Genomic DNA, 24,641 nt, shown 5'->3' on the forward strand with positions numbered 1-24,641 from the left:
TCGCTACTTTGCCGGAGCCCTGGGGATGTCGGCCATCCGAAAAGTGCAGCCCGACATCACATGCTCGGGCATCCTATTCGGGCGCGAAATTCTCCGCCCAATCGAAGACCGCTTTAAGCTCATCGCCAAGGTGCGGCCCGTGACCGTCGGCGAGGCTGTTGATACTTATGATGGTGCCGTTGCCGTCACCGTTGAAATTCCTGACCCAGGGGCCACCACTGGCACCATGATATGCAGGAAAGTCCCCCCAGATCATGTTGTCATGGGGACTTTCTTGGGTTGAAACCTCCTCGTAGTGATGTTGAATCTTGCCGCCATTAACATTTTGCGGGTAGCCAATAGGGGTTACGTTGTCGTGCTCGTAGCCCGTGTTCCATTCAACCGGGAAGGGGTTAACGACGCGGCCGACCGGACGATCCTCGACATCACCATTTGCCATTGTAAGGACGGCCAGGTCAAAGCCATAATCTGGGACCTCGTGAATATAGCTAGGGCTGACCGTGACGTTAGTGGCGGCGAACATACCCAGCGGCGCCTCGCCGTTTTCGTATCCCGGCACGAACGCAATGTTGAAGACCCACCCACTCTCCTTCAACACGCAGTGCGCGGCGGTGAGGACGAGTCGCTTCTTTGGGCTGTCCACCGCGCTGGCCGAGCACCAACTATCACCACCGCCTGGCAGGGTATAGAAGATCTTACCCACGGTAAGCGTGTAGCCTTCCGCGCTAGCCACGGCGCGCTCGCCGGAGGTCCCATTTGAGGCCGGCCCGGCGATAGGGACAGCGGCGGCCATCCGCTCCGGGGTCCAGTAGTCAGTGACCTTCTCACCGCTCGCGGTGACCGGCTGGCCGTTACGGACTTCGAAACCAATTCTGACCGGCTCGGCCAGGTCAGTCGCACTCTGCCCAGCCGTGGCACCTGACGACCCGGAGGCTATCAGCGCGAGGGTCAGGCTGGCCGCCACGGACAGCCGCAGGAATGACTTCACACACTTCTCCCTGTCACGCTCAATCGCGAACAAAAGCCCCGACAGCGTATCGAATAGGAATATTTAGATCGCAACAACCTCCACTGTGGGCTGGCATAGCCCAATTTGTCCTATCTGGAGACGAAGGCTGCGACGCCGCCTCCCAGACGCCCCGCTACCCGCGCTGCCACTCAGCCCTGCCCAAACCCTCATCACCCTTGGCCATACAGTGGGTACGGCCCCGTCACGCCGCGGGAAGGGTGCAGGACCTCACACAAGATCAGCGCGGAGGTCTCCCCGCCCACCGCGGACCTCCCGCCCCCGCCGACGCCCAAACCGTCGAGGTCCAGGTCAACTACCCACCATGTAGGGCGTTCCTCGAAGACCTGCAACAGCAGCGCCACTCGTCATCGGTATACGCCGAACCGATGTCCTCGATAACTGAGGGAGTTTGATTCCTCGTCGTCGGGTTCGGCTGGACCGTTTACCCTCCCGGTGTTGGGGCGGGCATGTCGCGCAGTCGTTCACGGCTGATCGACATTGGCCAGCCGGGCGAGAAGCTCACGCTGGGCGTCGTTGAAAGCCATCTCCTGGTACGACATGAGCAACGCACGGGTCCGCGGATCCAACTCCGTCCACCCGTCGACGCTCAGCTGGCCCAAGGCGAGGTGGTAGTCGACGACCAGCCGGTCGATCTCCTCATCGCCGGTGTCCGGCCCGAGCGCGGCGAACCGGGCGGCCAGCGCGGTGGTGGCCGCCAGCACGTCCGGAGCCGTGGCCTGACGGAGCAGCCCGATCAACTCGGCCCGGCCCTTGTTGTCCAGGAGGTGGTGCAGCAACAAGATCACTTCGCGGTCGTGTTTGAGTAGCTCTGGCGGCAGGTCCGGACCGCCGCTGCTGCCGATGCTCGCGAGCAGGCCGGCCAGTTCCGACGGCGTGTCCGCGGCGGCTCCGGCGGCGCGAAGCTGGGCGATCACCTCGCGGCGGGCGGTGAGCCGATCGATCTGGTCGGCCAGTGCGCGGTCGAGCTCGTCGAGGACAGCGTGGGCCCGGCCGCCGGCCCCCAGTATCGGCGGAATTTCGTCCAGGGGGATGCCGACCTCGGCCAGCCGCCGGATGCGCAGCAGCAGCACCAGGTCGCGCACCGTGTACTCGCGATAGCCGTTCGCCCGCCGTGCCGGCTCGGGAAGGACCCCAACCTGGTGGTAGTGCCGCAGGGTGCGGACGCTGACTCCGGCCAGCCGGGCGATTTCGCCGCTGTTCATCCGTTCCTCCAGGTCAACTTACTAGTTCGGCCTCGGGTGCCGGCCTTGGATCCAGGTCGCGCAGTGCCCGTGCGCCGATCGCGGCGACGCCGGTGATGAGCCAGATGAGGGCGAGGACGATCGCGCCGGTGCGAGCGCTGAACTCCGCGACCAGCAGCGCTGCGCCGCCCATGCCGAGTGCCGGGGCGAGGGTGAGCAGCGAGTTCTGGAGGCTCATCACCCGACCGCGCATCGCGTCCGGAATTCGCTCGACCATGAGCACACCGATCAGGCTGCCGAACAGCCCGTTGCCGAGCCCGACCAGGGCCGCAGCGCCGAGCACGATCCACGGGCTCGCCAGCGTCGCCATAGCGCTGAAGCCGGCAATCATGATCAGCAATCCGGTCAGGAACCAGGTACGCCGCCGACCCCGGCTGCCCGCCGCGGCGTACGTCCCGCCGCCGATCAGCAGTCCGACAGCGAGCGAGCTGAGCACCAGTCCGAGCAGCTCAGGCCGCTGCTGCAGGGTGAAGTATACCGGCAGGACCAGCGCCTGGAAGCCGGCCAGAACCACCACCAGGCCGGCACTGATCAGGGTGGTGGTCAGCAGGAACGGCGAACGGCGCAGGGTATGCCAGCCGTCGCGCAGCACCACCCGCTGCGGCACGGCCCCGTCTGCCGGGATCACCGCAGCCGGGACCACGCCGGCCTCGCGCGGGATGAGCATCGTGACCGCCGCGGCCGAGGCCGAGGTCGCCGCGGTCACCCACAGCACGGCGACTCCGTCGAACGCCGCGACCAGCACCGCCCCGAGCGCCGGCCCGATCAGCATGACCATTGCGCCGAGCGCCTCGCGTAGTCCCAGCAACCGCTCGGCGCTCGTCCGCCCGATCCGGATGACGCCCGGGATCATCGCTTCCCGGGCGGTCAGTCCCGGCACGTCGCCGAACGAGCCAATCACCGCGAACAGCACGAACCAGCCGAGCGCGAGCCCGACGGCAGCGTCGACCACGGGCAGCGCGGCAATCGAGAGCGCGGAGATCACATCGGTGAGTACGGCGGCCGTACGCCGGTTGATCCGGTCGATCACCACGCCCATGACCAGCCCCGCGACGGCTGCGGGCAGCGCCGAGGCGACGGCGACCGCACCGGTGGCGAGCACACTGCCGGTGGTCTGCAGAACCAGCAACGGCAGAACCACCCCAGCAATGGAGTTACCCAGCATGGATAGGACGTAGGAGGCCAAATAGGCCCACGACACCTTGCTCATACGACCATCGCAAACCATGACGCTGCGTCGGGGTCAACTCCACGGCGTCCATCGGGGAAGTGTGGCGCTGCCCCGATCAACCAATTCCCCTGGGTCGCCCGCTGGATGCTGTTGGCAGCGACGACGACGTGCAGCCGAGCCCCACCGACCGGCGTCCGTTCGCGCTCCGCTTCGCCACCGTGCCAGCACGGCCGATCCCGGTGAACCTGACCACGGTTCGCTACGACCCGGACCGACAGCTGTCGGTCGACCCCACGGGAACCCCGGTCCTGGGCAAGCACTCGACCGGGGCAACCAGCACCCGGACCTCGGACGGGCACGAGAGCATGGATTCCGACACCGACCACACCGAGGACTGAACCGGTGGGCGACGAGCGCACGGTGTTGGTGCTGACCCAGCCGTACGACGTAACCGCCGACTATGTGGTGGCGGAGCTGGCAGCACGGGACGTGCCGGTGTTCCGGTGCGACCCCGGCGACTTCCCGCAGCGGTTGACGCTCGTCGCGCGGTGGGGCGAAGGCTGGCGCGGCAGCCTTCGCCTCCCCAGCCGCCGCACCCTGCTGCACAACCTCGGGTGCGCCTACTACCGGCGCCCGACGGCGTTCGCGCTTCCGGCGCACCTGACCGACGAAGAACGCCGCTGGGCTGCCCGCGAGGCCCGCATGGGCCTGGGCGGGTGCTCGCCGCGCACCCAAGGTGGCTCAACCACCCACATGACATCGCCCGCGCCGAGTACAAGCCGTCCCAGCTCGCCGCCGCTGGCTCGGCCGGGCTGTCCGTGCCCCCGACATTGATCACGAATGAGCCGGCGGCGGCCGAGCGATTCGTGCGCGAGCACGACGGCGCGGTCGTCAAACCGCTCGGCTCCGGTGTGCTAACCGAGGCCGGCACCGCAAAGCTGGTCTACACCAACCGGGTGCACGCCGAGGAAATAGACCACACGGTTTCCGGGACCGCGCACCTGTTCCAACAGCAGGTGGAGAAGGCATACGAGGTGCGGCTGACAGTCGTTGACAAGGTGTACTTCGCTGTACGCCTACCCCGCAGGACGAATGGATTTTCCTGGAGATCAACCCAAATGGGCAGTGGGCGTGGCTGCAAGACGCCACCGGGCTGCCCATCTCCGCCGCGATAGCCGATGCTCTGACCAAGGAGACACGATGACGGCCACCGCCGAACGGACGCGCAACCGGCTCGTGCACGAGCTGACCGGCCACGGCCGGCTCACCGAGGCGTGGCGGGCGGCTTTTGCCGCTGTGCCCCGCCACCTGTTCCTGCCCCGCTTCTTCCGCCAGACCCCGGACCGCAGCCGGTATGAAGCGGTCGACGCGAACGATCCAGGGGCGCTGGAGCTGATCTACTCCGACCGCGTGCTCCCCACCCAACTCGACGGCGACGACGCCCGCTGGGACGAGTCCCGGCGCCACGGCCCGATCGACGGCGTGCCGACCTGCTCCAGCACCCAACCGGCTCTCATGGCGGTCATGCTGGACGCACTCGACGTGACCGACGGGCACCGGGTGTTGGAGGTCGGCACCGGCACCGGGTACAACGCGGCACTCCTCGCGCACCGGCTCGGCTCGCCGCTGGTCACCACCGTCGATATCGATGCCGGGCTGGTGCGGCGGGCGCGGCGGTCGTTGGCCGCTGTCGGCTACGCCCCCACGGTGGCCGCCACCGACGGCGCGGCAGGTCACCCCGGCAACGCCCCGTACGACCGGATCATCGCCGCCTGTTCGGTGCCACAGGTGCCGGCGGGCTGGCTCGCACAGACCCGCCCCGGCGGGGTGATCCTGACCAGCCTGCACCGCGAGATCGGCGGTGGGCTGCTGCTGCGGCTGACCGTGGACGAGACCGGCGCGGCCAGCGGGCACCTGCTCGACGACTCGGCTCGTTCATGCCGCTGCGCTCCTGCCCCACCGTGCGAACCTCGGCGCTCGTCCGCGCCGCTTCCCAGGCCACCGGGGACCGGCACGAGACCCACCTACCCGGCCCGCTGGCCGACGACGGCGAGGCGTGGACCGCGCTGGTGGCGCTGCACTTGCCGGGTGTGGCCCGCCTCGACATCGACCGCCCGGACGGCCCGGTGCAGTGGCTCGTCCACCCGGATGGTTCGTGGGCGTACCACGACATCTCCACCCGCATGGTGGAACAGGGCGGCCCACGGCGGCTGTGGACCGCGGTGGAGGACCTCTACAGCCGGTGGAGCGCGCATGGCAAACCCCACCGCCCGCACATCGGTGTGACCGTCACCCCCGTCGGGCAGCAGGTCTGGCTCACCGACCCCACCGAGATCGTTTGAGATTATCTCTTACTTGCGCCGGTTGAAGATCTTTCGGCCGGGTCCGCGCGAATTCAAGCGCATGGTCAACCGCCACGCCCTGGCCGAGGACGGACCCCGGAGTGTTCACCCTCGCCCTGAAACGGACCGATTACCCCAGGCCGCCCTCTCCCGGAGGAGCGCGTCGCCAGTCCGGTACAGCTCGATCAGGAGTGGCTTGAGGGTCCGGCCGACTGGGGTGAGTTGGTAGATGACATGAGAGGGGAAGCCCTTTTGGCGCTCGCACTCGACCAGGTCGGCCCGCGTCAGCGTGGCGAGCCGCTCACTCAAGACCTTTGCGCTCAGCCTGGGCAGTGCGACCCGAAGCTGACTGAAGGAACGGGGCCCGTGCATCAGTTCTCGTAGGAGCAGCGTCGTCCATCGGCCGGCGACGGCAGCGAGGGCCACCTCCACCGGGCAGGTCGGCTCCGGATGTCTTGTTTCACCTCGGGTGTCTAGAACGAGGTCACGATCCCAGCCGTTGCTCACCGTTTGGTTACCTGCGACGGGCTCGGTTTGACTGACCGTATGCCAACTGACTCCACCAACCACCCTGTCATTGTCGCTCTCACCGACAATGCCAGCCAACACCCGCTGGTCTTCGCTCGAGCCTTCAACTCCGGGGACGTCGGTGCTGTTGAGCAGGTTTACGAACCGGACGGCGTCTTTGTCGCCACGCCGGGCCAACCTGTCACCGGCGCCGCCCGGGCTGCGGCCAATCAACAATTCCTCGGCCTGGGGCTACCAATCGACGTTCGCCCACGGCATGTGTACGTAGCCGACGACATCGCCCTGTTGATCGTCGACTGGACCATAGACGGCCAGGGCCCCGACGGGAAGCATGTGCACCTGGAGGGCACGGCTACCGACGTGGCACGGCGAGGACCGGACGGCTGCTGGCGGTACGTCATCGACAACCCGTTCGGCACCGAGAGGTCGAATGATCCACAATAGTTGTGGCAGTGAAACGTCGAAAGGTCGGCACGAGCGGTCGCTTTCTGACGGGTGCGCCGTGGCCGTTACGGGAAGGGGTGCGGCACCAGGCGGAGGTCGATGTCGGTCAGTTCGGCGTCGGTGAGGCCCGCCACCGCGGGCGCGGTCCGTAGCCGCGGCTGGTGCGGAGCCCGCTGCCGGATCCAGCCGAAGTCGATCGGAAGCAGGCCGGGCACGATCGTGCAGACCGAGCGGAGTCCGACCGCCTCCTGTTCTGGTGTGGTCTGGTCCACCATGATCGCCTCAAGTCCGCGCGCAGCCAGCAGGTCGAGCACCCGGCGCAGGTCGTCGCGGAGATCCGGCGTGCCGGGGGGTCGGTAGCCGGCGAAGAGCTGCGCGACGGGGAGCGTGCCACGGTCGTCGAGGTAGCTTCCGGCGTGCCCCGCCATCCGGGGTAGGCCGAAGAGCGCCGCGTGGTCGGGCAGCCGGCGGACGAGGGTGTAGTCGTCGGCCATCCGTTCCAGCTCGGCCCGGCGCCGGCGCACGGTGGTGGGCTGGTGCGGGATGTAGGTGAGCGCCTCGGCGAGCGCGCCGGTGACCGCCTGCCGCGGGTCGAGGTGGGCGGCGGCGGCGAAGGACAGCAGGCCGGGGCCGCCGTCGTGGCGGACGGCGAGGCTGGTGACCACGGGTACGTCGAGGTCGATCCGGTTGTCGAAGGCGTAGAGCCGGTAGCCCTGCAGCTCGGCCCGGTCGACCATCGCACGCACGACCGGCGGGCAGGTGTCGAGGTCGATCCGGGGCAGGGCCAGGTTGCCGTACCAGGCGAGCAGGAACGCGTCCCGCTCGATCAGCTCCAACAGGCCGAACAGGACGGCCTCGGCCAGGCAGCTGCCGGTGGCGCAGCCGCTGGAGGAGGAGAGGACGAAGGTGTCGTCGGCGGCGGGCGAGCTGTAGAAGCACAGCCGGCGCGGCACCAGTACGGGCCTGCCGGTGTGCAGGTTCTGGCCCCACACCCAGGGGATCGGTCGTTGTGGGTCGAATCGGCGCAGGATCGGGTCGGTGTCATACACCTCGTCGGGGTGCCGGCCGCAACGGTCCGGGTGCAACGCCTCCGGGCCGAGATCGGCGTAGGCGGCGAGGACCGGGGTGACGTTACGCCGTCGATGGGTCCCCGCGTAGCGCTCCAGCCCTTCGAGGTGGGCCAGCGCGCGGCTCGCGTCGTAGCCGCTGGACTGGCCGCTCCAGGAGACGTCCAGCAGTCCGCCGTAGCCGCGGATGAAGACGCTGCCGGTCACCGGTGCGGTGGTCGGTGACGTGATGGTGAGCGCGGTACCCGCACCGAGTGCGCCGCAGACCGGGTTGACCAGCGCGGCCGCTGGCAGCGGATAGTCGTCGGGGGTATGCAGCCGGTACGTGTCGGGGCGCGGCTTGGGCCGGGGTCGGCGCGCGAGCACCAGCGGGCCGGGGCGCTCGGGGCTGTCGGGTCGTTGCGAGGCGCAGCTGGGGCAGCACGGCTCGGCCAGCAGCGGGTAGGTGCGGACCCGCAGGCTGGCCAGGTCGAGCTGGCTGACCCGGGGCAGCGGGATGCTGTGCCGGTCCCAGCTTGGTGGCGGCGGCAGTGGTGGGCCGGTGTGGCTGACGCGGTATAGCTCCCAGGCGGCGTCGAGCTGGTAGCCGGTCAGCTGCGGCCACGGGCCGACCGCGGTTGTCCGGTCACCGACCTCCAGGGCGTCGCGTTGGCTGCGGCTGCGCAGCCGCTGCCACCGGATGGCCAGGCAGTGCCCGCAGGCCCGGCCGGCCGTGCCACCGAAGGGTCCGATCAGCACGGTGGCGGCGGTGAGGTGCACGGTGGCGGCGCACCGGTCCGGGTCGGCCACGGCGGGCGCGGGGGCGTCGCCCAGCGTCACCACCCGCGGCGCCCCTCCGGCTCGCCGGGCCCTCGGGGCGTCGGCGGCACCGGTCGGCTGGGCCAGCCAACGGTGGCGCAGGTGCTGTCGGAGTTGGGCCGCGGCGGCGGCGAGGGGGGTGGGGTGCGCTGCCGCCGCGGTGCCGGTCATGAGTCGTTGCTCCAGCGGAAGGTCCGCACTCCGACGACAGCGAACACGGCGGTGAAGACGACCAGTGCGGCGCACGAGACCAGGTAGTCGGTCATGGTGCCGAAGCCGGTGAAGGCGTACGTGATGCCGTCGTTGACGTAGCGCATCGGCAGTATCCGGGAGACCTCCTGTAGCCAGTCCGGCATCAGTTCGAGCGGGTAGAACGAGCCGGAGAGGAAGGCCATCGGCACCACGACGCAGTTGGCGATCGCGGCGACCGCCTCCGGGGTGTTGGCCGCGGATCCGACGATCAGGCCGAGGGCGAGGAAGGCGGTCACCGCGAGCAGCATGATCGGGATGGCGAGCGGCCAGGTCTGGTCCGGGCGCATGCCGAAGACCGGCAGCATGGCGACGCCGACGAAGAGCACGCACTGTGCCGCCCCGATGCCCAACGCGACCACGTAGCGGGAGCCGATCACCGACCAGATGCTGGTTGGGGAGAGTCGGATGATCCGCAGCAGGTCGTCGTTGCGCCACTGCATCAGGGTGAAGGCGACGCCGAAGAGGGCGGCGTTGGCCAGGCCCCAGGAGAGTACGCCCGGGGCGATGTAGTCGACGTATCCGCGGCCGGTGTCGGCGACCTCCTGGTTGCGGAAGATCAGCGCGAAGATGACCAGGAAGATCAGCGGAAAGGCGAAGGTGAAGAAGACCGTCGTGGCGTCCCGGACGGCCGCCTTGTAGACGGCTCGGGAGAGTGCGGCGTATGCGCTCATGCCTGCGGCGCTCCGATCAGCTCGAGGTAGACCTCTTCCAGGGTGGCCGGCCGGGTCTCCACGTCGTCCAGATCGGCTTCACCGTCGAGGGCGGCGAGCACCCGGGCCGTGTGCGCGGTCCGCAGCACGAGCATGCCGTCCTCGACGGCGACCCCGTTGACGCCGTCGAGGGTGCCGGCCTGTTCCGGGCTGAGCCGGCCGGCGGGGACGACCAGTCGGGTACCGATGCCGGAGCGGGCGATCAGCTCGCGGGGGCTGTCGAGCGCGAGGACGCGCCCGGCGGAGAGGATCGCGACCCGGTCGCAGAGGGTCTGCGCCTCGTCCAGGTGGTGGGTGGTGTAGACGATGGTCTTGCCGATCGCCTTCAGGTGGCGCAGCATCTGGCCCAGGTCGCGGCGGGCCTCCGGGTCCAGCGCGGCGGTGGGTTCGTCCAGGAATACCACCTCGGGGTCGTGGACGAGCGTGGAGGCGATGGCGAGGCGCTGGCGCTGACCGCCGGAGATCTTGGTGACCCGGACGTCCCCGGAATCGGTCAGCCCGACCAGGTCCAGCGCCTTCTCGGCGGTGGCTGGCGGGAGGCCGTAGAGGGCGGCGACGGTCACCAGGTGCTCGCGGGCGGTCAGCCGGGTGAAGAAGGCCGAGCGCTGGGTCTGCACGCCGATCCGGGGCAGCAGGTCGAGGTTGCGCGGCGCTGGTGCCATGCCCAGCACGGTGATGGTGCCGGTGTCGGGGAGGCGCAGCCCCTCAATCATCTCGATGAGGGTGGTCTTGCCGGCACCGTTGGGGCCGAGTAGGCCGAAGAACTCGCCGCGGCCGATCGAGATGGAGACCTCATCGGCCGCCCGCACCTCGCCATACGATTTACTCACGGCGTCCAGCACGATCGCCGGACTGTCGATGGATGACATCGGCTCGCCTTTCACTGGTTGTTCTCACTGGTTGGTGGTGCGGGAATCCGGTCCGCCGGGCGGGGCCGACCGGGTCGGGCCAGCCAGCCGGCGACGGTCAGACCGACGATGGCGGCCGGCAGAACGTAGGCGAGCGCGCCGAGGGAAGGCCGAAGCAGGGCGCCCAGGTAGACGATCACCAAACTGGCGGCGGCGGCGCTCGCCAGCAGCCACCCGGCGCCAAAGAGCCCGAGGCAGACCGCGGCCCGTCGTGGGTAACGGCGGCTGGGCCGGCGCAGCAGGCGCCGGGGAAGGGTCGCCAGGTAGCGGCGGCTCTCGGGGGCCAGGTCCAGCTGGTCCAGCAGGTGACTGAGGACCTTGTAGCCGTCCAGTGGAGGCAGGGCGATGACGTTGACCAACGTCTGGGCCGCCCCGACCAGCACGAACGCGCTGAGTAGCCGGTCGGCGAAGGCGCCGGGCAGCACGATGAGGGCGGCGCCGGCGAGCAGCAGGACCAGCCCGTTGGCTACCGCACCGGCCGACGCGATCAGCACCTGCTGGGACCGACGCGGCAGGTAGAGGTAGTCCTCGACCCGGCAGGTGAGGGTGACCAGGTTGATCCGGTTGACGGTGGCACCGAAGTGGACGGCTACCACCCCGTGCGCGAACTCGTGCAGGGCCGCGCTCGACCAGGCGAGCAACACCAGCGCCACCAGGCTGACCGGGTCGGTGAAGGCCGGGCGGGCGGTCTGCCAGAGCGGACCGAGCCGCAGCCCGACCAGCACGAGCAGCGCGACGACGAGGACGGCGACCAGCGCGAAGACCGCCGGGCGCAGCAGGAACCGCAGCCGGTGCGCCCACCATCCCAGCGCGCCGGAGCGTCCCGGGTCGGCCGTCGCCCGCTCGCCGTCGCCCGGCGCCGGGGCCGGGCCGGCGGGGGGTACGGCCAGCAGGTCCCGCTCGTGGAGGAGCCACAGCAGCCGGGTCCAGTGCGCGTCGCCGAGGCGGCGACCGTACTCGTCGGCGTACTCGGTGCCGACCTCGCCGAGGGATCGGACGCCGTCGAGGCGGCGGAGCAGGAACTGCTCCTTCGGCGGGATCTCGAACGCCCGGCCGGAGCGCCGGTCCTTGAGCAGATAGACCGTGTCGGGGCCGCGCTGCAGGGGCCGCGAGAAGATCAGGTCTTCGCGCAGCCGGGGGCGTTTGGCCAGCAGGCCCGGAGGCGTCACGACGACACCGCCGACTCCCGCAGCACCCGGGCGAGCAGATAGGAGAGGTACGCCTCGTCGCGGATGGTGGCGTGCAGCCGGTTGTTGGTCATGTGCAGGTACGGCGATAGCAGGAACGGGAGGGCCTCCCCCGGGTCGGTGATGACCCGGTCGTCGCCGCTCCACGCGCTGACCGTCAGCTCGCCGGAGGTGGCCAGGGCGAGCACCTTCTCGCGGAGCTGGGCCGTGTGCTCGGCCCACCCGCGCAGGAGGCCGGGGAGTCGCTGTGTCTCGCCTCGCCCGACGAGGGTGAGAATCTGCCGTACGCGACGGCCGAGCGCACCGGCGACGCTGTCGTACATTCGGGTGTACTCGTCGATGCCGATGAGGTTGGTGCCGGCGAAGGCCTGATGCCAGTAGTGGTGGTACCGGTCGAGGAAGTCCACCAGCTGCTCCCGGTCAGGCAGGAAGGTGCCGGCGTGCACCGTCATCAGCTGCGCGGCGGCGCCCAGCAGCACCGGGCGCAGGTGCAGGTTCATCGACGAGATGGCGTGCAGCACGGTGTCGCTGGAGTGCTGGAAGTGCCACTCGGCGACCTCGATGCCCGCCGGCCCGCCGTACTTGCCGTACTCCGGTGCGTAGGGCCGGTAGCTGTATGAGTTGTTGGGGCTGAGCAGCATCTGTCCGGCGGCGTCGACCAGCTCCGCCGGCCGCCCGTCGGGGAACTCCAGCGCGAAGAGGATGTCGTAGAGCTCCCGCAGGTAGCCGGTGCCCATCGCGTACAGCGCGGGGCGGGTGGTGAGGAACCGGCTGACCGCCGCCTCGGCGCGCGCCCGCACGGCCGGCGCGTCGGCGGGGGTACGCGGCCGTAGCCGCAGCCGCACGTGTGGCCCCTCCAGCCAGTAGTTGATGAAGAAGTGGCCGGCGAGCAGCTCCGCTTCGGTGAGTTCCCGGATGAGCGGCGCCACGCAGTCCACCAGCAACGGTTGCGGGTTGGCCGCGTAGAAGATGTGCAGCGAGATCCACTCTCCTCGCCGGGCGGCGGTCTCCCCGACGTCGGTGGGCGCGGCGGCGGACGCGGTCATCGGCTGCTACCTCCGGATCGTGGTGCGGCGACGGTCTGCCGCGCGGGAAAGCGGAAGGTCTCCGCGTCGGCACGAGAGGTCTCCGCGTCGGCACGAGAGGTCTCCGCGTGGCCGCGGAAGGTCTCCACGGCCAGCTCGCTGACGTGTCCACCGAGCACGCTGTGGGCAGCCAGTTCGCTCGCGGCGGGCAGCAACTCGCGCAGCACGACCCGGTCGTCCGGATCAGCCAGCGCGGCGCGCAGGGCCTGCAGCGACAGCGCGCTACCGAAGTCGACGTACTGCGGCTTCGGGTTGGCCGTGCGCGGACCGGACTGGGCCGGGTAGATGGTGGCGAACACCTGCTCGGGCAGGCCGTGCCGGGCCCGCCACCGACGCCAGGCCAGGAACGCCGCCGGGTCGGTGCCGGGGTCACCCGCGTCGGGAATCTCGCGGACCGGCGCCGACCAGCTTCGGCGGCTGAGCACGATGTTGCCGAGGCGCAGCCGGGGCCGGACGGTAACACCGTCGCTGGTTGCCGCCGGCACCCCGCGCCACACGTCGAGCCGCACCAGCGACGCCGGCGAGAGCAGCAGCAGGGTACGCGGGATCTGCGGCAACGCCATCGGCACCAGGTAGCCCAGGTACACGGCGACGACCTCCTTGTCGAGGCGGGTCGAGCGCAGGACGACCCGGTCGGTCTCCGGATCGTGGGCCAGGTAGAGGTCGTCGAGGGTGAGCTGCCGGTCGACCGGGACGGTGCTGGTTTCGCCGGGACACACGATCACGTGGTCGGTGAGCCGGGCGTGCAGGTTCAGGTTGGTGGTGGCCGCTCCCCCGGTCAGCTCGGCGAAGACCACGCCCGGTGGGGTGAGCTCCGCCGTCTGGGCCCGTAACCGTTCGGCGAGGGTGGGGGTGTCGGCGTCGAAGCAGTGGGTGAACCGGCTGAACGGGAAGGAGAGCCCGCCGAAGGACTGGTTGAGCACCAGCAGCGGGTCGGGCTCGCGGAGGGCCAGCTGGACGAAGTGCCCCATCGGGTGTACCTGGTGGGCGGTGGCGCCGAGCAGCGCGCCCACCTCGTCGAACAGCTCGACGGGCAGGGACAGCTCGGTGCACCGGGGGTCGGCGTCGGCGCGCGCTGCCACCCGCTTGGCGAAGAGCTGTCGGGCCTGGTCGAGCGCGGACATCTCGGGCCGGCCCAGCCAGTTCTCCTCTGGCGTGTAGCTACCGTCCGCGGCGAACGGGCGGCGCCCCGCCGTGTACGACGAGTACTGGTCGTAGAGGTCGTCGTGGAAGTCCTCGACGAGCCGCAGCAGGTCGTCGCAGCGGCCGCCGACACCGAAGCGGGCCAGGAAGAAGCCGTGGAACATGATCCGGTGCGGCAGGTTCTGGTCGAAGGCGGGCAGGATCCGTTCCACGGCGGCGAGGTCCGCGCCGACCAACCGCTGCCAGGGCGGGGCCGCGATGGCGACCGGTTCACCGGCCACCCGGCTGTCCTCGTACAGCAGCGTCTGCGGCAGGGTCGGGTTCTCCTCGCCGAGAGAGCGCATCACCGCGCGTACCGCGGTCCGCAGTCGGTGCCGCAGGTCGCGACGCCGACCGAGGTCGCCCTGCCGGTAGGCGTCGACCAGCTGCACGATCTCGTGGAGTTGGTTGACGAGCTGTCCGGCCCACGGCCGGTCCAGCTGCCCCAGCGTGTCGGCGAGGGCGCGGATCGGGTCGGTGGCGTGCACCTCGGTGTCCAGGCCGACCAGCCGCAGCATTCCCAACTCCAGCAGCGTCGACAGGTAGGTCTCGCCATCGGGCCGGTCGGCCCCGGTGTCCCGGCAGAGCCGGTCCACCAGCTCGGCGCAGCGCATCGTGCCGCGCTGCTGCAACAGGGCGGTGAGCCCGTCCAGGATGCCGCTGCGGCGGAGGAAGAAGAGACCGTCGCGGACCGAGTCGAAGCTGACCGTGGCGCTGTCGTCGCCGGCGGTGACCCAGTGCCGCACGTAGCGGATCCGGTCCGCGTCGCGGCGCCACCCCGGGCTCAACTCCACCATCAGGTCGCCGCGCCGCCGCGGGTCGGCGGTGACCAGCTCGGCGAGCCGGGCGACCAGGACGACGTTGAGGCGTACGTGCTGGTGCCACTGCTCGTTGACGGGGAACTCGAGCTGGGATCCAGTGTCGGTGAAGCGGCCGAGGGCGACCGCGGTGAAGGTGCTGAACGGGCTGGTCTTGCCGGCGGTGCGATACAGGTAGGACAGCAGCGAACGCTCGACGCGGCGGGTCCGTTTGTTCGCCGGCCGGGTCAGCTCCGGTGTGCTCCCGGCGGCGAGCTGTTCGTCGAGGGTCGGTGAGGCGAGCTGGAGCCCGCCGCGCAGGCGTGGCTCGTCGGCAAGCCGCCACAGCTCGGCGCGGGCCTGGGCGACGTCGGCGGCGAGGATCGCGCTGCCCTCGTCCTGGTGCCGGGCGAGCTCCGCACGTCGCCGGAGCCAGCGCTGAACGACCGGCAGGGCCGCCGCTCGGGTCTGCTCGACCGCGGCGAGCGCCGGCCCGGGGGCGGCCGGCAGGGTGTTGTTGAAGACCTGTCGGCGCAGTGTCAGCAGCCGTCGGCGGACCGACTCGTCCTCATTGTCGCTGACCAGCTCGTACAGGAGTTGGCTGAGCTGCGCCCCGTCGGTGCGCAGCGCACGCTCCAGGGCCAGCGCCTGGTCGGCCCAGCTGCAGGCTGCCGGGGAGCGGAGCAGGTCGACCGTCGAGAGGGGAAGACCGGCGACCCGGGCGGTGAAGTACGCACCGGTACGCCAGCCGGCGGGGGCGGGGGCGGCCACGTCCGGTAGCGGGCCCGGCGCTGGCACGGCCTGCCTCACCGCAGCTCGTATCGGTAGTTGCCGAGCTGCCCGCGCTCCTCGCCGGCGAGCATGATGAGCAGCGGGAACTCGTCGCTGCCGGTGAGTCCCAGCTCCTTGACGTAGGAGACGCCGTCGAAGCCCAGGGCGACCCCCGCCCCGAGACCAAGCGCGGCGGCGACGGTGTAGAAGGTCTGGGCCATCGCGCCGATGGTGGCGTTGGCGAGGTTGTAGCCGCGGTCGCCGGTGGCGTCGAGCACCGCGTGCGTGCGCACCGTCGCGACGAGGACGACCGCCGCCTGCTCCAGGTTGTAGTTGGCCAGGGTGTAGTTGCGTTGCAGGAACGCCCCGGGTGGGCCACTGGTGATGGCGACGAGGCTGTGCTCCTGCGGGTCGTACGCGTACCCTCCGGCGGGCACGGCGGCCACGGCGTTGACGAAGGCGTAGATCCGAGCCAGCGGCCGGTCGGCCGGACCGTCGATCTCGGATGGCACGGTGCTGGCGGCGGTGGCCTTCAGCAGCGCGGCGAGGTGCGCCGCCGCCAGGGGGCGGTTCCGTAGAAACCGGCCGAAGCTACTGCGGCGGGCGGTGAGGGCGGCCGCCACCGGCAGCGTCAGCGGCGCGGCGGCGGGCAGTGGCCGGCGGGTTCCGCCCGGCGGCACCGGGTGGGCGGCGGCGGATGCCAACGCCCCGGTGGCGGGCCGGTCAACCGACGCGGCGGTGCTGCGGCTGACCCGCCGTAGGGCGTCGAAGTGGAGTAGCGTCCGCGACCGCTCCTGGTCGTGGTGCCGTACCCGGACCGTGGGCGGCTCCCCACGACCGGCGGAGGCGACGGGCGTGGAGGCGACGGGCGTGGAGGCGGCTGGCGGGGGCGCGGCCCAGGTCAGGGGTACGGCGGCGAAGAGCGTCTCGTCGTCGGGGGTGAGCCCGAGCAGGTCGGCGACGGCCGCCTGGTCGAACCAGAGCACGGGTCGGATCTGCCGGCCCTGGGCGCCGGCCCAGAGCCGCCACGACTGCAGCAGGGTACCCAGGTCCATCGACACCACGTGGTACGAGAAGTTGTTGTACTTGAAGGCGTTCTGCCAGTACTTCACCCCGACGATCAGAAACTGGCTGGCGGGGCGGGGCGGGGCGACCGCCGCGTTCACCCGGGCGCTGACGTCGCCGCCGAGCAGCCGCTGCATCGCGTGCCGGGCGTGCGCGTAGTAGTAGACGCCCGGGGTGACTCCGGCTCCGGGCCCGGCGACCCAGTAGACGCTGCACGGGTAGAGACCTCCACCGGAGGCGGCGCCTCGGTGCCAGTTGGCGTACGCGTACGACGGCAGCACCCCCAGATCGGAGTTGGCCTGGATGCCGAGCCGCCGTCCGAGCAGCCCGTACGAGTGGTGGAGCAGGCCGGCCAGCAGCGGCAGCGTGAACGGCTCGTCGGCGTCGCCGGGGCCCCGCAGCGCGGTGTCCAGGTCGGCGTCGGCGCTGGCCGGGGCGGGCAGCCCGAAGGCGGTCGCCTGCGGGTAGTACTTGCCGCGGCGGGGTGCGTCGGCCCAGTTCGGCGCGAAGTCGGCCGGAGGCATCGGTTCACGGCTGCGATGCAGGATCGCGGTCGCGTACGCGTGGGCGAGGCCGGGGTTCTCGGACGTCATGGCGGCACCTCACGGAAACGGGTGGGGAACGGAGTGGATTTCGTCGTCGCGCAGGTCGCGGTCGAGAAGCCCGGCGGCGCGGAACGCGGTCCGCAGCCGCCGCGCGTGCGGGGCACGCTGGCGCAGCCAGCCGAAGTCGATCGGCAGGAGTCCCGGGACGAGCACACTCACCGTCGTCAGGCCCAGCTCGCGCTGCTCGGGGGTGGTCTGGTCCACGGCGATCACGTCGAAGCCCTGCGCGGTCACCTGCTTCAGGCAGTGTTCGAGGTCGTCGCGGAGATCGGGGGTGACCGGTGGGGCGGGCCGATCCCGCTCGTACAGCTGGGACATCGAGACGGGTGCGGTGCCGTGATCGAGCAGGAAGGCGGCGTGTCGCGCCATCTCCGGCAGGCCGTAGAGCAGCGGGTGGTCGTGCAGGCCCTGCACCCGGGAGAAGTCGGTCGTCATCGGACGCAACCGGGCCTCGTCGGCGCGGGCGCGAACTCGCACCATCACCGAGTCGGTGGCGATCTCGCAGAGCGCCGCGGTGATCGCGGCCTGCGGGTCGAGGCTCGCCCCGCCACCGAAGGCGAGGGTACCGAGACCGCCGTCCTCGCGGACGGCCACCGCGGTCACCACCGGGATGTCGAAGGTGGTCCGGGTGTCGAAGAACCGGGCCCGATAGCCGTACATCGCCAGCCGGTCGACCATCATCCGGGTCCGTGGCCGGTCGATGCTGGCCGGGTCGAGCTCCGGTAGGGACCGGCCGCCGTACCAGGTCAGCAGGAAGGCGTCGCGCTCGATCGCCTCCATCAGGCCGTGGTAGATCGCCTCCACCATGGATCCGCCGGAGGCGCAGCCGTTCGAGGTCTCCTGGACGAAACGCTCCTCGACACTCGCCGCGTGGTAGTAGGCGAGCACCTCCGGCACCAGCAGCGTGCGCTGGTCCCGCAGGGACCAGCCCCAGACCCACGTGATCGGCCGGTCCACGTCGAACCGGTGCAGGTACGGATTGGCCTGGTAGACAGTGTCGGGGTAGAGCCCACACTCGCGTGGGTCCAGGGCGTCGTCGCCCAACTCCCGCAGGGTCGCGGTGACCGTGGTGCGTTTGCCCCGCGGGCGCAGGCCGGCGGCGCGTTCCATCCCTTCCAACACCGCGATCCGGGCGCTGCGTCGGTAGCCGTCGGCGTGCCCACCGTAGAGCGTCTCCCGTAGGAAGCGGCCACAACGCAGGGTGAACGAGCCGACCGCCGGGGAGGTGGAGAGCGAGGTCACGTCCTGCCACAGGCCGCCGCCGAGCGCCCCGCACACCGGGTTGGCGAAGGCCGTGACGTTCAACGGGTAGTCATCCAGGTCCCGGCCACGAAACGGGTCTGACTCCGACTTCGGGGTGGCGGGCAGCTCGATCGTCGCCAGTTCCGGAGCGTCGGCGACCATGGTGCCGCAGCCCGGGCACTCGGGGTCGGGCAGCAGTGGCACCTGCTGCACCCGCAGGGTCGACAGGTCGACCTGAAACACCGTGCTCGGCGTACCCGCCCCGGTGCTGGCCGGTCCGGTCTCGGCGATGCCCCGCGCCGCGATCAGCGCGTGCAGGAAGTCCGCGATGAGCGGGGTCGCGTACGGCCAGGGCCCCACCGCGGCCGTGTCACCGCCCAACTCCACCGCGTCGCGCAGGTCGCGGTGGCGCACCGCCTGCCAGCGCCGCGCGAGGCAGGTCGCACAGGCTGCTGCCGGCGGCACCGGTGCGATGAGTGCCAGCTGCCCGTAGAGCAGCAGCCGCGGTCCGCGCTCCGGGCGGACGGTCGCGCGGAGTTCGTCCCGCACCCCCAGCGCGACCACCTCCGCGGCGCAGCCCCGCTCGGCGAGCAGCCGGGTCAGCCCGGCACAGACCAGGTCATCGGTCGCGGCCGCACCGACGCTCATCGGTCGCCTCCGGCGGCCAGCAGCACCCGGACCGCCACCAGCCCGCCCGCGGCCAGGTCGGCACCACCGACGGGTGCCACCAGCACGTCGTAGCCGAGGTCCGGTAGCCGCTGGAGCACGTCGGCCCAGCGGCTACCGACCCCGGCGGCGTCCACCTCACCGTGCACCGGCACCGTGCCGGCGTCGAAGTCCACCAGCACCGGGTCGCCGGTGTCCGGTACCAGCTCGGGGTCCTGCGCCCGCAGTTGGGCCTGACCGAGCACGTCGCGTAGCGCCGCCGCGGCCGCCGTCGTCCAGTCCGGGTCGGCGGTGAGTGCGTACGTCCACTGGCCGCGGTCGGGGTCGAAGGAGCGGGCCAGCAGCACCGCCACTCCGGTATCGCGCTGTCCGCCGAGGTCGAGCAGGTCCATGGTGATGCCCAGGTTCGCCGTCGACCTGGTGAGAAAGAGCAGCTCGGGGGTGCCGCCGATGGTCGCAGAGCGAACCTTTTGGACGGTCTCCTGGCCGAGGACGACCTGTCGTAGCCGCTGTCCGGCGAGCGCCGAGGCGAGGCCCGCCCGGACGGCCTCGGTGAGGTCCTCGCCCGCTCCCCCGCCGGCGCTGGTCGGTTCGGCACCGTGCCCGCGGTTGGCCGCCCCAAACGGCTCCAGCACGGACGTCGGCACCGCCACCGCCTCGCGGGTGAACAGCGACCGGGCGGTGGCCCACGCGTCCGGCTCGGCGGCATCCCAGCCCGAGGCGAGGCCGAGCCGGGTGGCATCGACCCGCGGGAGGTCGCGGGAGGCGGGGGCGGCAGCCGCGATCCTGCTGGTGGTGACGACGGCCGCGATCCGTAGTGCCCGCAACCGGGCGGCGGCGACGTGGTGGACATCGAAGGCAGCCACCGTACGACGCTGGCCGCCGCCGTCGGTGAGCTCGACCGCGCCGACCTTGACCGGGGTCTGGTCCCAACGCTCGTCGTCGTAACGGCGGAACACCCCCAGATGTGGCTGGAGTAGCGGCTGGTGGGCCTGGAGCCGGGCGAGCGCCTCCGGTGCCTCGGCGGCCGGGTCGGCCGCGGTTCCGGCCTCGACGGGGGCGTCGTCCAGCCCACCGGTGACCCAGGCCGGTTCGGGCGGGGCCGGCCGGCAGAATGCGCACCGGGGGTGCGGGAGCAGTCGCTCGGTCAGCACGTCGAGTGCGGCGAGGTGCTGCACGATCACACTCCCGTCGGTTTCGGCGGGCAGCGCGCCGGTGGTCAGCCGGAACACCTCGTACGCCAGCAGGTTGCCGATCATCGCCGCGAGGGGTCCGTCCGGCTCGGCGGCGGCTGGCGCGGCCCCGGACGGCAACGCCGCCGCCTGCCACACCCGCCCGGCGCCACCGGTCTCGTCGTTGTCGGCGAGCCGCAGCATGGCGCAGCACCAGCATCCGGTCCGGCCGGCACCCTGGACCGGGCCGACCAGCATCCGCCCGCCGGCGACCCAGGCGGGCAGCAGGAGCCGGCCGGGGGGAATTCCGGCCGCGAGTAGCCGCAGGGTGTCGCGGGGGGCGTCGGGACCGGCGGCCACCACCACGATCTCCGCCGCGGCGAGCTCGGACCAGCCGACCTCGACCCCCACGTCGGGTAGCGGCACGGCTGTCGCCGCGCAGCCCGCGGCGCTCAGCTGAGCCATTTCCGGGGTGAGCCGCCACACGACCGCCGACGAGCTGGTCACCGTGGCGGCGCCGTTGCGCAGGAGCCCGGTGGCGCAGGCGGTGGCGACCGGACCGGCGCCCAGTACCGCGACCGAGGTGTTCCGGAAGGTGGCGAAGCGTTGCGGCGCCCGGTCGGTGTAGTGGTCGAGATAGGCGACCTGGGTGGCGAAGTGCGCGGCCACCGCCGGGCCCAGAATCGTGGTCGGGTCGACCTCGGTCTCGGGGACGTCCCGGGCGAAGCCGCGCGCGTAGAGAGCGGTCACCAGTTCACCGATCATGGCCCGCTGCCCGGCCGGCAGCCGGGCACAGATCTCCGCGACCTGGTGACGCCCGTTCAGATGCGGGACGAGCAACGACGCCAGCCGGTACGCGGTCGCGGAGGAGAGCCGGAAGCCGCTGGTGGCGTTGTGGAACACCACTCCGTCCTCGGTCCGGGTGAACAGCACGTCGTGGCGCACCCGCGGCCGGGTCTGCGCCACCGTGTCGTAGGCAGTGCTCATCGCAGGGGTCCCTTCGCTCGGTGCGGTGGGCCGGAGTGGGGGGCGTGCCGTTGGGCCACCAGCTGGGCGTGTCGCCGCAGTAGGGCTCGTATCCAGTAGTGCTCCGCGGCCTCCTCGACCAGACTGTGGTCCACCAGCCCGTCGAGCAGGTCGTGAGCCGTGGCCGGGTCAACGTCGAGCAGCTCCGCGGCCGCTGCGGCGGTGCTGGCGGTGGGGGCCGCGGTGGCCAGCCGGACGAAGGCCGCCGCCAGTGTTTCGCCGGCTCGGGACAGGGCCTCGTCGAAGCGGTGGCCGAGTGACATGTCCGGTTCGCCGGGCAGACTCAGCCGGCTCAGCGGGTCCACCCGCAGCCACTCCACGGCCGCCGCGAGTCCGGTCCGGGTGCGCAGCAGGATGCGGGTGGCGGCGATGCGCAGCGCGAGTGGCAGGTGGTCACAGAGCACCGCGATCTCCGCGGCACTCTCTGGGTCGGCATCGACCTGCTCGGGTCCCAGCACGGAACGGAGCAACTGGAGCGAGTCGCCGGGGTCGAGCGGCTCCACCCGGTGCAGCCAGCCGCCGAGTCGGGTAACGGGACCAGAAAGGCTCTGCCGACTGGTCAGCAACAGCGCGTCGCCCGGTGCCAGCAGGGCCGGCATGGCTCGTAGGTGACTGCCGTTGACCACGTCGTCGGCGATCAGCAGTCGTCTGCCCACCCGGGTACCGTGACCATGGTCGAGCGGGGTGAGGGCCTGCCCCTGGGCGTCCTGCAGCGATGCGGGGCCCGCCGGCACCCGGAGTTGGCCGCCGGGGAACTGGGGGGCTACGAGCTGCCCAACGTGCTGCGCCAGCGCGGTCTTGCCGACGCCGGGTGGGCCGGTGAGCACCACGATCGGGCAGTCCGCGCGGAGGCGGTCGGCGATGGTCTCGCCGAGCGCCTCTCGACCGACCAGGCTGGACACGACCGCACGCCGGGGCACCGCGATGGCGGATCCGCCCGCCGGGGCGACCGGAGTGGAGGCTTCGCCCCGCAGAATGGTCAGCTCCAGCGCACGCAGGGTCGGGCCCGGAGCGATGCCGAGTTCGTGGCGCAGATGTTCCCGGATCCGGCGCAGTTCGGCCAGGGCGTCCGCCTGCCGACCGGTGCGGTAGAGCACCGAGGCGAGTTGCGCGGAGAAGCGCTCGTTCGCCGGGTACGCGCGGTTGGCGGTCCAGAGGTCCACGAGCGCGGAGCGGTCCCGGCCGAGGCTGATCTTCAGATCGCACACCCGCTCGATCGCCCGAACCCGCTCCTCGCTGATCCGGGGTACGACGTCCCGGTGCAGCGTCTCTGATGGCACGTTGGCCAGCATCGGGTCACTCCACAGCGCGAGCGCCTCCTCCAGCCTGGCCAGTTCGGCCTCTGGCTCGGTGGCCTCGCGGGTGTGGCCGATCAGTTCGCGGAAGCGCATCAGGTCGACGGTGGCGGCGCTGGCGGTGATCCGGTAGCCACCCGGCACCGTCCTGATCACGCTGCCGGTGATGCCGTGGCGGTGGAAGAGTTGCCGCAGCCGCAGCGTGCAGGTCTGCAACGCGGCCTTGGCCGAGGCGGGCTGCGCGTCTCCCCACACCGCCTGCTGCAGCGTGCTGACCGAGATCACCTCGTCGGGGTGCAACAACAGCGCGGCGAGCAACGAGGTCACCTTCGACGGTGGCAGAACCAGCGTGTCCCCACCGCTGCTGAGGGTCAACGGGCCGAGCACCCGGAACACCGCCGGTCGGGCTGGTGGGTCACCGCCGGATGGGCGCACCGCAACAGACTCCATCGCCATCTCCCGTCCACGCGGACGCCCGGCACTCGCTCACCCCTGCGGCGGCACGATGTGCTGCGTTCGATCGCCCCCCGCTGCCCGATGTGGTCGGAGGCCGCCCGGCATTTGCGGCGATACTGCGAGATCTGGAGCAAATTCGGGAATTCGGGTGGGCAGGGCGATGTAGTGGCCTCGCGGCCCGTTCCCCTAATCGGATTCGCGATTCGCGCACCGCTGTTTTCACAAATGTGTCGACTATCCATATCTGCCCGGTACGCATCGGGCACCTCCCCTCAGCTGCCACCTGTCCCCTGGCAACGCCGCTGCGATCATCGTGCGGTTCCGGCGTCGCCCGCGTCAGCACCCCGGGCGTTGCCGGAACCGGCCGTGGCCGGTTCCGGCAACGCCCGGAGCAGCCAGGGCCGATGGGCTGGCCCGGGCGACCGTGACGCCCGGGCGCGGGGAGGGAGGACGGCACCGGGCCGAATCTCCGGAGCGACCCGGGGCACCGGACGCCGGCCGGCCTGGGGCACGGGTCGCACCGCGAGGGTCGCTCGACACCAACCAAAGGCGCGCCTCAATATCGGAACCTTGCGGAGGGGGCAGATTTCACTAATGTGAACACCCGGTAGAACTGGTGGAGGCAACCTTGCTCGACAGGCTAGGCATATCGGCGGGAATCGAAGCCGTCTACTGGGCGATGGTGGAGCACCCGACCTGGAACGTCGATGAACTCGCCACCACCCTGGACGTACCGGAGGCGGTCATCCGCGATGCCTTCTCCGCCCTGGCCGACCAGGCCATCATCCCGCCGTCCCCCCACCAGGAAGGCAGTCTGCGCTCGGTGAGCCTGCGCCTCGGCCTGCTCGCCCTGCTACACCAGGCCGAGCAGCAGACGATCACCCAGCAGGCGAAGCTCCTGGCGGCCCGGGCCTCGGTACTCGCCAACGCTGCCAGCCACGACACCCACCGCGGGCGGGAGGAAGTCGTGCGGCTGGAGGGAACCGACACCGTGTGGGAACGCCTGACCGAGCACGCCTGCACCGCGTCCGAGAGCATCATGACGCTGACCACCGGCCGGGCGATGCCACCGGGAAGCATCGAGACCGCCAAGACGCTGACCCGGATCGCCCTCTCCCGCGGGGTGACGATCCGCCACATATACCAGGAAAGCACACTGGACGATGCCGGGTCCCGGGCGTACGCCGAGCTGATGGCGGAGCAGGGCGAGGAGAGTCGGGTGATGTCCGAGGCCCCGATTCGGATGACCCTGGTCGACCGGCAGTTCGCCCTCATCCCGATCGGGCCACGACCCAGCCGGGGCGCGTTGGAGATCCGCGGTAGCTCCCTGGTCTCCACACTGTGCCTCCTCTTCGACCTGCTCTGGGAGAAGAGCAGAGAATTTCCGCGGTCGGCCACGGCCGACAGGGACGGCCTGACGGACCAGACCGTTGCCATCCTCCGGCTACTCCGGCAAGGGCGTACCGACGAGGCCATCGGCCGCCAACTCCAACTTTCCGAGCGGACGGTCCGTCGCACCGTCCACGACCTGATGCGACGCCTCGACGCGAAGAGTCGATTCCAGGCCGGCGTGGAGGTGGCACTGCGCCGCTGGATCTGAC

At 71.0% G+C, this 24,641-nt stretch carries 17 protein-coding genes and 2 pseudogenes; 5 read left to right on the forward strand and 14 right to left on the reverse strand.

Annotated elements, in window-relative coordinates; genetic code table 11:
* Window positions 1-73 precede the first annotated feature (73 nt).
* The 3 genes from H0524_RS13180 to H0524_RS13190 all read right to left on the reverse strand — a co-directional run bounded on the left by H0524_RS13180 (window position 74) and on the right by H0524_RS13190 (window position 3,481).
* A complete protein-coding gene (locus H0524_RS13180) occupies window positions 74-988 on the reverse strand; it encodes a serine protease (protein WP_180198909.1) in 915 nt (304 codons plus the stop codon).
* 503 nt (window positions 989-1,491) lie between these two features.
* Window positions 1,492-2,232 carry a MerR family transcriptional regulator gene (locus H0524_RS13185; RefSeq protein ID WP_180198910.1) on the reverse strand — a complete coding sequence of 247 codons (741 nt, stop codon included), beginning with the start codon at window positions 2,230-2,232 and terminating at the stop codon, window positions 1,492-1,494.
* Between the two features lie 13 nt (window positions 2,233-2,245).
* The gene (locus H0524_RS13190; protein ID WP_180198911.1) at window positions 2,246-3,481 is read right to left on the reverse strand and encodes an MFS transporter; all 1,236 of its coding nucleotides are present in this window, start codon (window positions 3,479-3,481) and stop codon (window positions 2,246-2,248) included.
* 50 nt (window positions 3,482-3,531) lie between these two features.
* Here H0524_RS13190 and tgmA point away from each other — a divergent pair, with 50 nt between their 5' ends.
* The 3 genes and pseudogenes from tgmA to tgmC all read left to right on the forward strand — a co-directional run bounded on the left by tgmA (window position 3,532) and on the right by tgmC (window position 5,784).
* On the forward strand, window positions 3,532-3,840 hold the full coding sequence (tgmA, locus tag H0524_RS13195; protein WP_180198937.1) for a putative ATP-grasp-modified RiPP: 309 nt from the start codon (window positions 3,532-3,534) through the stop codon (window positions 3,838-3,840).
* Between the two features lie 4 nt (window positions 3,841-3,844).
* Window positions 3,845-4,646 (forward strand): annotated as a pseudogene (locus H0524_RS24305) (MvdC/MvdD family ATP grasp protein).
* Window positions 4,643-5,784 (forward strand): annotated as a pseudogene (gene tgmC, locus H0524_RS13210) (ATP-grasp peptide maturase system methyltransferase). Before H0524_RS24305 ends, tgmC begins: the two co-directional pseudogenes overlap by 4 nt.
* A gap of 105 nt (window positions 5,785-5,889) precedes the next feature.
* On the opposite strand, the gene H0524_RS13215 reads toward tgmC, so the two are convergent.
* On the reverse strand, window positions 5,890-6,216 hold the full coding sequence (locus tag H0524_RS13215; protein ID WP_180198913.1) for a helix-turn-helix domain-containing protein: 327 nt from the start codon (window positions 6,214-6,216) through the stop codon (window positions 5,890-5,892).
* A gap of 114 nt (window positions 6,217-6,330) precedes the next feature.
* On the opposite strand from H0524_RS13215, the gene H0524_RS13220 reads away from it, so the two are divergent.
* The gene (locus H0524_RS13220; protein WP_018724834.1) at window positions 6,331-6,756 is read left to right on the forward strand and encodes a DUF4440 domain-containing protein; all 426 of its coding nucleotides are present in this window, start codon (window positions 6,331-6,333) and stop codon (window positions 6,754-6,756) included.
* 65 nt (window positions 6,757-6,821) lie between these two features.
* Here H0524_RS13220 and H0524_RS13225 read toward each other — a convergent pair whose 3' ends face one another.
* The 10 genes from H0524_RS13225 to H0524_RS13270 are packed head-to-tail and all read right to left on the reverse strand — an operon-like array spanning window position 6,822 to window position 23,040.
* Window positions 6,822-8,792: a TOMM precursor leader peptide-binding protein gene (locus H0524_RS13225; RefSeq protein ID WP_180198914.1), complete on the reverse strand. Its 1,971-nt coding sequence runs from the start codon at window positions 8,790-8,792 to the stop codon at window positions 6,822-6,824.
* Window positions 8,789-9,544 (reverse strand): ABC transporter permease, encoded by a 756-nt coding sequence (locus H0524_RS13230; RefSeq protein WP_180198915.1) that lies wholly within the window; start codon window positions 9,542-9,544, stop codon window positions 8,789-8,791. Before H0524_RS13230 ends, H0524_RS13225 begins: the two co-directional genes overlap by 4 nt.
* Window positions 9,541-10,467 (reverse strand): ABC transporter ATP-binding protein, encoded by a 927-nt coding sequence (locus H0524_RS13235; RefSeq protein WP_180198916.1) that lies wholly within the window; start codon window positions 10,465-10,467, stop codon window positions 9,541-9,543. The genes H0524_RS13230 and H0524_RS13235 overlap by 4 nt, the downstream gene beginning before the upstream one ends.
* The gene (locus H0524_RS13240; RefSeq protein ID WP_180198917.1) at window positions 10,464-11,660 is read right to left on the reverse strand and encodes a peptidase M50; all 1,197 of its coding nucleotides are present in this window, start codon (window positions 11,658-11,660) and stop codon (window positions 10,464-10,466) included. Before H0524_RS13240 ends, H0524_RS13235 begins: the two co-directional genes overlap by 4 nt.
* Window positions 11,657-12,724 (reverse strand): lantibiotic dehydratase C-terminal domain-containing protein, encoded by a 1,068-nt coding sequence (locus H0524_RS13245; RefSeq protein WP_180198918.1) that lies wholly within the window; start codon window positions 12,722-12,724, stop codon window positions 11,657-11,659. The genes H0524_RS13240 and H0524_RS13245 overlap by 4 nt, the downstream gene beginning before the upstream one ends.
* On the reverse strand, window positions 12,721-15,540 hold the full coding sequence (locus H0524_RS13250; protein WP_180198938.1) for a lantibiotic dehydratase: 2,820 nt from the start codon (window positions 15,538-15,540) through the stop codon (window positions 12,721-12,723). The genes H0524_RS13245 and H0524_RS13250 overlap by 4 nt, the downstream gene beginning before the upstream one ends.
* Window positions 15,541-15,548: 8 nt before the next feature.
* Window positions 15,549-17,171, reverse strand: a complete 1,623-nt coding sequence (locus H0524_RS13255; RefSeq protein WP_180198919.1) for a nitroreductase family protein — start codon at window positions 17,169-17,171, stop codon at window positions 15,549-15,551.
* A gap of 9 nt (window positions 17,172-17,180) precedes the next feature.
* The gene (locus H0524_RS13260) at window positions 17,181-19,073 is read right to left on the reverse strand and encodes a TOMM precursor leader peptide-binding protein (RefSeq protein ID WP_180198920.1); all 1,893 of its coding nucleotides are present in this window, start codon (window positions 19,071-19,073) and stop codon (window positions 17,181-17,183) included.
* A complete protein-coding gene (locus H0524_RS13265; protein WP_180198921.1) occupies window positions 19,070-21,250 on the reverse strand; it encodes a TOMM precursor leader peptide-binding protein in 2,181 nt (726 codons plus the stop codon). The genes H0524_RS13260 and H0524_RS13265 overlap by 4 nt, the downstream gene beginning before the upstream one ends.
* Entirely contained in the window at window positions 21,247-23,040 is a 1,794-nt protein-coding gene (locus tag H0524_RS13270; protein ID WP_180198922.1) for a BTAD domain-containing putative transcriptional regulator, read from the reverse strand. The genes H0524_RS13265 and H0524_RS13270 overlap by 4 nt, the downstream gene beginning before the upstream one ends.
* Before the next feature lie 679 nt (window positions 23,041-23,719).
* Between H0524_RS13270 and H0524_RS13275 the strand changes: the two genes are divergently transcribed.
* Window positions 23,720-24,640, forward strand: a complete 921-nt coding sequence (locus tag H0524_RS13275; protein ID WP_180198939.1) for a helix-turn-helix transcriptional regulator — start codon at window positions 23,720-23,722, stop codon at window positions 24,638-24,640.
* Window position 24,641 lies beyond the last annotated feature (1 nt).

The organism is Salinispora sp. H7-4 (assembly GCF_013416675.1).
In the GTDB taxonomy this organism is placed as follows: domain Bacteria; phylum Actinomycetota; class Actinomycetes; order Mycobacteriales; family Micromonosporaceae; genus Micromonospora; species Micromonospora vitiensis.